The sequence below is a fragment of the Anaeromusa sp. genome, from assembly GCF_028691475.1.
Taxonomy (GTDB): Bacteria; Bacillota; Negativicutes; order Anaeromusales; family Anaeromusaceae; genus Anaeromusa.
This window is the reverse complement of sequence record NZ_JAQUZF010000097.1, coordinates 1-10407: the sequence shown is the minus strand read 5'-3', so window position 1 is coordinate 10407 and position 10407 is coordinate 1. Positions and strand designations below refer to the sequence as shown.

At 53.2% G+C, this 10407-nt stretch carries 9 protein-coding genes and 1 other annotated feature; of the genes, 8 read left to right on the top strand and 1 reads right to left on the bottom strand.

Annotation, left to right across the window (positions count from 1 at the left end; all coding sequences use genetic code 11):
• Positions 1-264: 264 nt before the first annotated feature.
• Positions 265-1887, bottom strand: coding sequence for an ATP-binding cassette domain-containing protein (locus tag PHF27_RS11395; protein ID WP_300070048.1), 1623 nt, complete (start codon positions 1885-1887; stop codon positions 265-267).
• Positions 1888-2045: 158 nt separating this feature from the next.
• Positions 2046-2307, top strand: a binding site (T-box leader).
• Positions 2308-2457: 150 nt separating this feature from the next.
• Here PHF27_RS11395 and trpD point away from each other — a divergent pair.
• The 8 genes from trpD (at position 2458) to ftsZ (ending at position 10219) form a co-directional block, all read left to right on the top strand.
• On the top strand, positions 2458-3483 hold the full coding sequence (gene trpD, locus PHF27_RS11390; RefSeq protein WP_300070045.1) for an anthranilate phosphoribosyltransferase: 1026 nt from the start codon (positions 2458-2460) through the stop codon (positions 3481-3483).
• Positions 3480-4160, top strand: a complete 681-nt coding sequence (locus PHF27_RS11385; protein ID WP_300070042.1) for a phosphoribosylanthranilate isomerase — start codon at positions 3480-3482, stop codon at positions 4158-4160. Before trpD ends, PHF27_RS11385 begins: the two co-directional genes overlap by 4 nt.
• Positions 4105-4863, top strand: a complete 759-nt coding sequence (locus PHF27_RS11380) for an indole-3-glycerol phosphate synthase TrpC (RefSeq protein ID WP_300070039.1) — start codon at positions 4105-4107, stop codon at positions 4861-4863. The genes PHF27_RS11385 and PHF27_RS11380 overlap by 56 nt, the downstream gene beginning before the upstream one ends.
• Before the next feature lie 44 nt (positions 4864-4907).
• Positions 4908-6374: an anthranilate synthase component I family protein gene (locus PHF27_RS11375; RefSeq protein ID WP_300070037.1), complete on the top strand. Its 1467-nt coding sequence runs from the start codon at positions 4908-4910 to the stop codon at positions 6372-6374.
• Entirely contained in the window at positions 6358-6966 is a 609-nt protein-coding gene (locus tag PHF27_RS11370; protein WP_300070034.1) for an aminodeoxychorismate/anthranilate synthase component II, read from the top strand. The genes PHF27_RS11375 and PHF27_RS11370 overlap by 17 nt, the downstream gene beginning before the upstream one ends.
• A gap of 13 nt (positions 6967-6979) precedes the next feature.
• Positions 6980-7807, top strand: coding sequence for a 3-deoxy-7-phosphoheptulonate synthase (gene aroF, locus PHF27_RS11365; RefSeq protein WP_300070031.1), 828 nt, complete (start codon positions 6980-6982; stop codon positions 7805-7807).
• A gap of 85 nt (positions 7808-7892) precedes the next feature.
• On the top strand, positions 7893-9044 hold the full coding sequence (gene sfsA, locus PHF27_RS11360; protein ID WP_300070028.1) for a DNA/RNA nuclease SfsA: 1152 nt from the start codon (positions 7893-7895) through the stop codon (positions 9042-9044).
• Between the two features lie 128 nt (positions 9045-9172).
• Positions 9173-10219: a cell division protein FtsZ gene (gene ftsZ / locus PHF27_RS11355; RefSeq protein WP_300070025.1), complete on the top strand. Its 1047-nt coding sequence runs from the start codon at positions 9173-9175 to the stop codon at positions 10217-10219.
• Positions 10220-10407 lie beyond the last annotated feature (188 nt).

The following is a 10407-nucleotide window of genomic DNA, read 5'->3' as shown; positions in this document are numbered from 1 at the left end:
TATACGCAAAAACCACTTCACTACCAGCCTAGCCTGTCTAGCCAAAGAATCTACAAAAACATATATCGAGAAATACTGCGATTAAAGAAGAAAATCGAAGCTACTGCTTGTTTATTAAGGGAGTAACTGAGTAACAGAGTTTCACAGAGGCGCTGAAAATAAGAGTATAAAAAAGAACGCATCGCGGTGATGCGTTCTTTTTCTTGGTCCTCTGGCTTTTCTCTGTTACTCTGCTTACTCTGTGTTCGTTCTCATTTGGTTTTCTTATGCTTTCGGGTAAAGAGCGGCGCGATGTTTCTTTACTTCGTCGTCTTGGAGGTATTCGTCATAGCTCATGCGGCGGTCAATGACGCCGTTGGGGGTGATTTCGATAATGCGGTTAGCAATGGTTTCTACGAACTGATGGTCATGCGAGGTGAAGAGCATGGTGCCTTCAAACTGCGTCAAACCGCTATTTAAAGAGGTGATTGTTTCTAGATCAAGATGGTTAGTAGGTTCGTCTAAAATGAGGACGTTGGAGCCGCTGACCATCATGCGGGAAAGCATGCAGCGGACTTTTTCGCCGCCAGAGAGGACGTTGGCTTCTTTTTGGCTTTCTTCGCCGGAGAAAAGCATGCGTCCTAAGAAGCCGCGGATGAAGGTTTCATCCTGGTCGCGGGAGAATTGGCGCAGCCAATCTACCAGGTTGAGGGTGACGTCGTCGAAGTAGGCGGAGTTGTCCTTCGGAAAATATGCCTGCGTCGTGGTTACGCCCCACTTGAATTCACCTTGATCCGGTTCCAGCTCGCCTGCAAGAACTCGGAACAGTGTGGTTTTAGCAATGGAATCTGGGCCGACAAAAGCGATCTTATCGCCTTTAGCCACCAAGAAGGATACATCGTTCAGTACCTTCTCGCCTTCAATGGTAACGCTGATGCCGTCGACAGAGAGGAGCTGAGCTCCCGCTTCACGGTCCGGCTTAAAGGCGATGTAGGGGTAGCGTCGCGAGGACGGTTTGATATCATCCAAGGTTAGCTTTTCCAGCTGTTTTTTCCGCGAAGTGGCCTGCTTCGATTTAGAAGCATTAGCGCTGAAGCGCTGGATGAAGGTTTGCAAGTCCTTCATTTTATCTTCCTTTTTCTTGTTGGCGTCTTTAGCCAGTTGCAGAGCCAACTGGCTGGATTCCAGCCAGAAATCGTAGTTGCCTACATAAATCTGAAGGCCTTCGAAGTCCAAATCAGCAATATGCGTGCAGACTTGATTGAGAAAGTGGCGGTCATGGGAAACTACAATGACCGTGTTGGGAAAATCATAAAGGAAGTTTTCAAGCCAGTTGATGGACTCAATGTCCAAATGGTTGGTAGGCTCGTCTAGGAGCAGAATGTCAGGGTTGCCGAAGAGAGCCTGCGCCAGGAGGACCCGTACTTTTTCCGCGCCGTCTAGTTCGGACATGAGCTTCTCATGCAAATCTTCGCTGATGCCGAGGCCGTTGAGAAGACGAGCGGCTTCCGTGTCTGCGTCCCAGCCGTTTAATTCGGCAAATTCGCATTCCAGCTCGGATACGCGCATACCGTCTTCGTCGGAAAACTCTGGTTTCGCATATAGCGCGTCTTTTTCTTCCATAATAGCGTACAGGCGGCTATGGCCCATGATGACGGTCTGCAGAACAGGGAACTCGTCAAACTCGTAATGGTTCTGTTTGAGCACGGCTAGACGATCGCCCGGAGTGATAATGACATCGCCTTTAGAGGGCTCGATTTCGCCGGAAAGCACCTTGAGAAAGGTCGATTTGCCAGCGCCGTTGGCTCCGATGAGACCGTAACAGTTGCCTGGGGTAAACTTGACAGAGACGTCCTTAAAAAGAACGCGCTTGCCGAATTGCAATTCAATGTTGCTTGTACTGATCATGTTGGTTGCATCCTATCCTTTTCACGATATATTAAAACAGATTCTTTCATTTTAACACAGAGAGAAGCAGAAGTCGATTGCCAGGATTTTGTAAAAAAATCCAGCCTAAGGTATTGACAAGAAGACAAGGGAACGGTATGATTTGGTTAACACATAAAACAAAAGCATTGAATGGGAAAAGTAATTGTGTAATCTACAGTACAGCGAGCCGATGACCGGGCAACCGGAGGTGTGAGGATCGGCCTGACAGAACGCAATGAATGGTCCCAGGAGCTGTCCGCTGAACGGTTGCAAGTAGGCGGCACCGGAAGCCCCCGTTATCGCAGGCTAGGATATCGGTTCTTAGAGCCCGTATCTAAAAAAAGGGAAAGCAGCGCTTTCTGAACCAGGGTGGTAACGCGAAACCATTTCGCCCCTATAGAGGGATGAAATGGTTTTTTTGTATCCTGGCAGAAGCAGATAGTTTTCCAAAAGAGGGTGGCACCACGAGCCTTTCGTCCCTTTAAGGACGGGAGGCTTTTTTATTTTACCTAAAAGCAGGCATGGCCAGTAATAAAAGGAGGCGCAATTATGTTTAAAGAACTGTTGCAACGTGTAGTAGCCGGAGAAGATTTGAATCGTCAACAAGCGCAGGAAGCCATGCGGGCTATTATGAGCGGCGAGGTGGGAGAAACAGCGTTGGCTGCTTTTCTGACGGCCCTGCGTATGAAGCAGGAAACGCCCGAAGAAGTTGCCGGCTTTGCGGCGGCTATGCGGCAATTGGCGCAGCCGCTGCAGGTGGAGGGCGGTACGCTGGACACCTGCGGCACCGGCGGAGATGGCGCAGGAACTTTCAATATATCGACGACGGTGGCCTTTGTTTTGGCTGGGGCTGGCGTGAAAGTAGCTAAACATGGCAATCGCGGCGTTTCCAGTAAGAGCGGCAGCGCCGATGTGTTGCAGGCCTTGGGGGTGGAAGTGGAATTGGCTCCGGCAGCGGTGGCTAAGTGTATAGAAGAAACCGGCATTGGCTTTTTGTTTGCGCCGCAGTTCCATCTGGCGATGCGCCATGCGGCCAAGACGAGGCGAGAACTTGGTTTTCGCACTGTATTTAATCTCCTGGGTCCCTTAACCAATCCAGCCGGGGCGGAATACCAGCTGTTGGGAGTGTACCAGCGCTCTTTGACCCGAGTGGTTGGCGAAGCGTTGGCGGCGTTGGGAACTAAGCGTGCAATGGTGGTGCATAGCTTAGACGGCTTGGACGAGCTTTCGACAGCGGCGCCGAATCAAGTGACGGAAGTGGTGGGCGGTAAAGTAACTTCGTATTTACTGGACGCGGCAGATTTAGGATTTGCTCCGGCCAAGATAGAAGATTACAGCGGTGGTACGCCGTTAGAAAACGCGGCCATTACGGAAGCCATTCTGCGAGGCGAAAAAGGGCCAAAGCAGGATGTGGTACTCCTGAACGCGGCGGCGGCCCTATTGGTGACCGGCAAAGCGGAAACGCTGCAAGAAGGTGTTGAGATGGGACGGCGTATCTTGGAGTCGGGAGCTGCCGTGGCTAAGCTGGAAGAATTGCGTCGAGTCAGTCAAAAGGTTAAGGAGCTTTCGGCATGAAAATCAAAATCTGCGGTTTGCGACGTCCCGAAGAGGCGGATGTGGTTCGCGCCTGCGGCGGTGATTATCTTGGCGCTGTATTTGCATTAAGCCCTCGACAGGTAGACGTGCTGCAAGCGCAGTCCCTTTTTGCGGCAGCGGGAAGCGTGGGGCGAGTCGGGGTTTTTCAAAACGCACCGTTGGCTCAGGTGCAAGAAATTGCGCAGGTCTGTCAGTTGGATTTAGTTCAACTGCATGGCGAAGAAAACGAAGCCTATGCTCGTGCGGTGGGGAGGCCGGTACTGCGCAGTGTTCCTGTAACTCCTGGCGAGGCGTTGGCGAAGGCATTGCTGCAGCGCAGCGGCTATGCCGGCTTGCTGCTGGATACGAAATTACCGGGGCAAAGCGGCGGTACGGGAAAGACCTTTGCTTGGGCAGAGCTGCAGGCGTTGCGGCGGGAAGCCAAGTCGCCGCTCTGGGTAGCGGGAGGTTTGACCACGGCGAACGTGGCGGAAGCCATTCAACTCTTGCGGCCGGACGGCGTGGACGTGTCCGGCGGCGTAGAGAGCAGTAGGGGAGTAAAAGATTGCGCGGCTATAGCGGCTTTCATTGCTGCGGCGCGTCAAGCGGAGGAGGAGTATCTTGCTGAACCATATTGTGGAGAACAAACGCCTGGTAGTGGCCGAAGCGAAACGTAAACGGCCGTTACGGCGTGAGGATATAAAAACCAAAGGCGGCTTTCGTTTACGTCAGGCGATTGCGGAAAAAGAGTGGTCGCTGATTGCCGAGTGCAAGCTGGCTTCGCCGGCTAAGGGGCGGTTGACGACGCGTCATAGTGTGGTGGAATTGGCGAACCTTTATGAGCAAAACGGCGCGGCGGCTCTTTCAGTCCATACAGATGCGCATTTTTTAGGCCGATTAGAAGATATTGCGGCAGTCAAATCCGCCACTTCGCTGCCGGTGCTGCGCAAAGAATTCATTGTTGATGAGTATCAACTCTATGAAACAGCTTTGGCTGGGGCTGACGGCGTGCTTTTGATTGCGGCGGTGCTGCAAGCGGAGGAATTAAAACGGTATCAAGAGATTGCGGAAGACTTGGGGCTGGATTGCCTGGTAGAAGTGCACGGAGCAGCAGAACTACCAGCGGCTTTGGCAGCGCAGGCGCCGCTTTTAGGCATTAATAATCGGGATTTAACGACCTTTCACACCGATGTGGAGCATACCTTTCAACTGTTGCCGCAGTGCGCCGGACGCTTAGTTATCAGCGAAAGCGGCATCAAAAATGGCGCGGCTGCCAGACTGTTGCGCCAGGCTGGCGTAAGAGGAATTCTAGTGGGCGAGGGGTTAGTAGTGGCGGACGATGTGGCAGCTATGACCCGGGAAATGGCTTTGATGGAATAAAAGCTTTGCCGCGAAGGCGGCTGGCTGGATAGGATGGATGTGCGATGAACAAGATGATGAGCGAGGCGGAGTTTTGCGAGCTGGCCGGGCAGTACGATTACGTGCCTGTGCATGTATTGCTGCCGGGAGACCGGGAAACGCCGATCTCTTTATATGAAAAATTGGTTGGCGACGGCCAAGGCTTCTTGCTGGAAAGCGCGGAAGCCAACCGTACCTTCGGACGGTATTCCTTTTTAGGGTTTCACCCGGAATGGCGCTTGACCGGCCGAGCCAAGGAAACAGTAGTGGAGACGCAGCAAGGCGAGGAGATCCTTGCCTTGCCGCCGCTAGAGGCGCTGCGCGAAGTACTGGGACGCTGCCGCGTGCCTGATATTGCAGGACTTCCTCCGCTGCGAGGCGGCTTTGTCGGCTACTTAGCCTTCGAAGGCGTAACGACGTGGGAACGGGTGAGGGGCATGAACGTGCCTGACGATATGGTGCTGCTGGAAGCATTCTTTTGCCGGGATATGGCTGTGCTGGATCATTTGACTCATTCGGTGGCTCTGATTACCTGGAGCCGCGGCGGCAGCGAACTGGCGGAAGCTTATGAGCAGGCTTGCTCGCGTCTGGAGACCATGCAGGCGGCGCTGAATGCACCTGGGAAAGAGCTGCAGCAGACTTTGCCAGGCGTAGCGCTGACTCGCGAAGCCAAGGCGGAAACCTTTCTGGAAGGCGTGCGCAAGGTCAAGGAGCATATTGTCGCTGGCGATACCTTTCAGACGGTGTTATCCTTGCCGTTTCACCGGCCGCAGCGCTGTCATCCCTTTCAGTTGTATCGCCGCTTGCGGCGAGTGAATCCTTCGCCATACATGTTTTATCTGCAGTTTGGCCGTAAACAGCTTGTAGGTGCTTCGCCGGAGATGCTGGTGCGGGTGGAAGACGATAGGGTGAGCACCTATCCGATTGCAGGTACAAGACGCCGCGGCGCAGACCGCCGGGAAGATGCGGCGCTGGAAGCGGAGCTTGTAGCCGATCCTAAAGAGCGGGCGGAGCACGCCATGCTTGTCGATTTGGGACGCAATGATCTGGGGCGCGTAAGCACGCCAGGAACGGTAGAAGTAACCCGGCTGATGCAAGTGGAGTATTTTTCCCATGTTATGCATATGGTGTCGGAAGTCCAAGGCAAACTGGCGGCGGATAAAGACGCCATTGCGGCTTTGCAGGCTTGCTTTCCCGCCGGTACGGTCAGCGGCGCGCCGAAGGTGCGGGCCATGGAGATCATTGCCGAGCTGGAAGAAGAGCCGCGAGGCGTTTACGCTGGGGCGGTAGGATATTTTGACTTCCGCGGTTCTATGGATACTTGCATTGCCATTCGCACCATGGTAGTGGAGGATGGCATTGTAACGGTACGGGCCGGTGCTGGCCTTGTAGCTGACTCGACGCCGGAAGGCGAGCTGGAAGAAGTGCGGCATAAGGCGGAAGCCTTGCTGCGGGTGTTAAGGGAGGTGGAGCGCGATGTGGACGCTGATTGATAACTATGATTCCTTTACGTACAATCTGTACCAGGCGCTGTGTAAATTGGGCGCTGAGGTGCGGGTAGTGCGCAATGATGTAATGACGGCCGCTCAGGCTGGAGAGGGCAGCGAAGGAATTATTCTTTCGCCTGGTCCGGGAACGCCGGCGGATGCCGGTATCTGCGCCGAAGCGGTGCGGCTTTTTGCAGGAAAAGTGCCGATTTTAGGCGTATGCCTGGGGCATCAGACAATCGGTGAGGTTTTTGGCGCTAAAGTAGTGCGGGCGCCGCAGCCCATTCACGGCAAGGTCAGTAAAATTCGGCATAACGCGAAGGGGATGTTCGCGGGTATGCCCCAAGGCTTAGAAGTAGGCCGCTACCATTCCTTAGTGCTGGAAGCCTCGTCCATACCGGACTGCTTGGAGGTGACGGCCACGACGGAAGACGGGCTGATTATGGCGGTGCAGCATAAGAATTATGCGGTTACAGGCATTCAGTTTCATCCGGAATCCATTTTGACGCCCCAAGGCGAAGCCTTATTGCAGAAGTTTTTAGAAAGCCACGGGACCGTACGAAGTGCAGCTGCCGGAAAAGAGCAGCAACTAGGATAAGGGAGGCAGCGCCATGTTGACACAAAGAAAAACAGGACAAGTAACCACCATCGTGCGCGTAGGAAACGCTCGCATTGGCGGCGCTCAGCCAGCGGTTATGGCGGGACCCTGCGCCGTGGAATCAAGAGAGCAGTTGCTGGCGGCAGCTCGTTTGGTTAAGGCTGGCGGCGCGCAGATGCTGCGCGGCGGCGCGTTTAAACCGCGCACATCTCCCTATGCGTTTCAAGGGTTAGAAGAGCAAGGCCTGCAGCTATTGGCTGAAGCCCGAGAAGAAACCGGCTTAGCGATAGTTACAGAAGTTATGGAGGCGGCGGCAGTGCCGTTGGTGGCTTCCTATGCGGACATGCTGCAGGTGGGGGCGCGCAATATGCAGAACTTTGCCCTTTTAAAGACGCTGGGCAAGGCTGGCAAGCCGGTGCTGCTGAAGCGAGGGCTATCGGCAACCATTGAAGAATGGCTTTACGCGGCGGAATATATTTTGGAAGCCGGCAACAATCAAGTCGTCCTTTGCGAGAGGGGCATCCGCACCTTTGAGACGCATACGCGCAATACCCTGGACTTGGGAGCGGTGGCGGCCGTTAAAGGGCTGAGTCATCTGCCTGTGATTGTCGACCCCAGCCATGGAACCGGACGGCGAGAGCTTGTGCACTCTATGACGCTGGCGGCGCTGGCGGCTGGAGCGGATGGCGCGCTGATTGAAGTACATCCTTGCCCGGAGGAGGCGTTGTGCGATGGACCGCAGTCTTTGCCGCCTATGGAGTATCTGGAGCTGATGGATGATGTGCGCTTTTTCGGCAGGCTTCATAAACGAGGCCGCCGCGGCCTGGAGAAAGCAGTATAAAACCGCGCAAGCGGTTTTTTCTTTTGGCGGCAAGAAAAGTGCGGTACAATATAGAGGAAGTTGATGATTGCAGGAGCCGAACAAAATGAATTCACTTTCTTTTTTTGCACCGACTAAGCAAGGGGTATTTTTGCGTCGTCCCAATCGGTTTGTAGCGGAATGTTTGCTGGAAGGCAAGACTGTGCGGGCGCATATGCCCAATCCAGGGCGCATGAGGGAGTTGCTTTTTCCTGGCGTAACCATGTGGCTGGCAGAAGGAAACGAAGCGAAACGAACTACCGCTTATTCGGTAGTGGCGGTGGAGAGGGACAATCAGCCGGTGGTTTTGGAAACGCTGGCTTCCAATCGGATTGCTCGGGAACTGTTGACGCGCCGAGCTGTTCCAGGCTGGGAAGACTGGCAGGTAGCAGCGGCGGAAGTCAAGGAAGGAGCGCACCGCTTTGATTTTCTGTTAGAGAATAGCAAGGGTGAAACCATGCTGCTGGAAGTGAAATCCTGCACTCTTTTTGGAGAAACTGGAGCCATGTTTCCCGATGCGGTGACGGCTCGAGGCAGCAGCCATGTACGGACGTTGACTGAGTTGGCTCAAAATGGGCGGCGCTGCGGGGTATTGTTTATCGTCCATGCTGCGCAGACCCAATGGTTTTTGCCGGAATACCATACAGATCCTGTTTTCGCCGCGGCCCTGGCGGCAGCAAGACCGTACGTGGATATTCGCGCCATGAGTATTTCCTGGAAGCCTGGGTTTATTCTAGACGCTGCGAAAAAATTGGATATTCCTTGGAATGTATATGAGCAGGAAGGCGCCGATGGCGGTGTATATATGGCTTTTTTAGAAGTAATTGCCGATTGCAGGCTGCAAATTGGCTCTTTGGGAGAGCGTGAGTTTCGGGCGGGTCATTATGTGTATGTCGGCTCTGCAGCGAGAGGCTTGGAGGCTCGCGTTGCCAGACATGGGCGGCTGCGCAAAAAGATGCATTGGCATTTTGATTATTTGCGGCAAGCCGCACTTTGGAAAGGGGCGCTGCCCATTCGTACCCAAGAACGGCTGGAATGTTCTTTAGCCAAAGCAGTGCGTGAGCTGGCGGCAGGAGAAATTGCAGGCTTTGGCGCTTCAGACTGTCATTGCGGGAGTCATTTGTTTTATTTTGCGCAGGAACCGCAGAAACAAAAAAGCTTTCAAGCCATGTTTCAGCGGTTTCGCATAGATCGGCTGCAGAGAATTCTAAAAAAATGAAGCAAGAATGTTAGATTCTTACTTGAGTTGCAGCTCATCCTTTGCTACTATGATATATATGGATTATTTTGGAGAAGTTGGTCGTCCTTCGTCCCCTGGGGCGAATGATGCCGGAATGGGGGAAGGATATGATCGGTTTTGACGAAACAATGCTGAACTTCGCAAAAATAAAGGTGGCTGGCGTCGGAGGCGGCGGCAGCAATGCAGTCAACCGCATGATGGATATGGGGTTGTCTGCCGACTTTATTGTGATGAATACAGATGCGCAGGCGGTGCAATCTTCGCCTGCCAATCAGCGTTTACAGCTTGGAGATAAGGTAACTAAAGGACTTGGCGCGGGCGCTAATCCAGGCGTTGGCGAACAGGCTGCATTAGAAAGCAGGGCGGATATTCTTAAAGCGCTGGATGGCGCCGATATGGTTTTTGTTACGGCCGGCATGGGCGGCGGTACGGGAACAGGGGCAGCGCCGATCGTTGCGCAATGCGCCAGAGAAGTAGGCGCCTTGACCGTGGGGGTAGTAACCTATCCGTTTTCTTTTGAAGGAAAACGGCGTATGGTCAAGGCGGAACAAGGCGTAGCGAAGCTGCGTGAACATGTGGATACATTGATTACGATTTCTAATGATCGATTGTTAAAAATTGCTTCGCGTCAAACCAGCTTGCTGGATGCGTTCTGCATGGCTGATGATGTCTTGAAGCAGGGCGTGCACAGCATTGCGGGTTTGATCTCCAAGCCGGCGATGATCAATTTGGACTTTGCCGATGTGCAGTCGGTCATGTCCTCTTCCGGCCAGGCGTTTATGGGCATTGGCATGGGCAAAGGCGAAGATCGGGCGATGGATGCTATGCAAAAAGCGATGCATAGTCCTCTTTTGGGGATCTCTGTCGAAGGCGCACGGGCGGTATTGGTTAATGTGACTGGCAGCCAAGATATGAGCTTGCTCGAAGTGAATGAAGCTGTAGGGATATTGATGGATGCGGTAGACGAAGACGCTAATATCATCTTTGGCGCTGATATCGATGAGACGATGGGCGATGACGTGCGGATTACGATTATTGCGACTCGTTTTGGTGCAGAAGCTGGTCCGGCTGCTTCGGTAAAAGCGCCTGAAGCAAAAACGGACTTTAGTTTGTCCGGAGGAATGGAAATTCCTCAATTTATGCGCCGAGGTTAATTGAGGGATGGATTAAATAGAAATTGAATCTAAAAAGCTCCAAGACAGTTTTGGTCTTGGAGCTTTTTGGGTTCTATGTCAATGGTTGGGGTAAAAGCATAAAGTAATGTTGGCAGCGAGGATGCAAATTCTCGCTGCTATCTATTTTTAGTAACCGCAAGATAGAGGATGCGGTTACGCATTCGCTC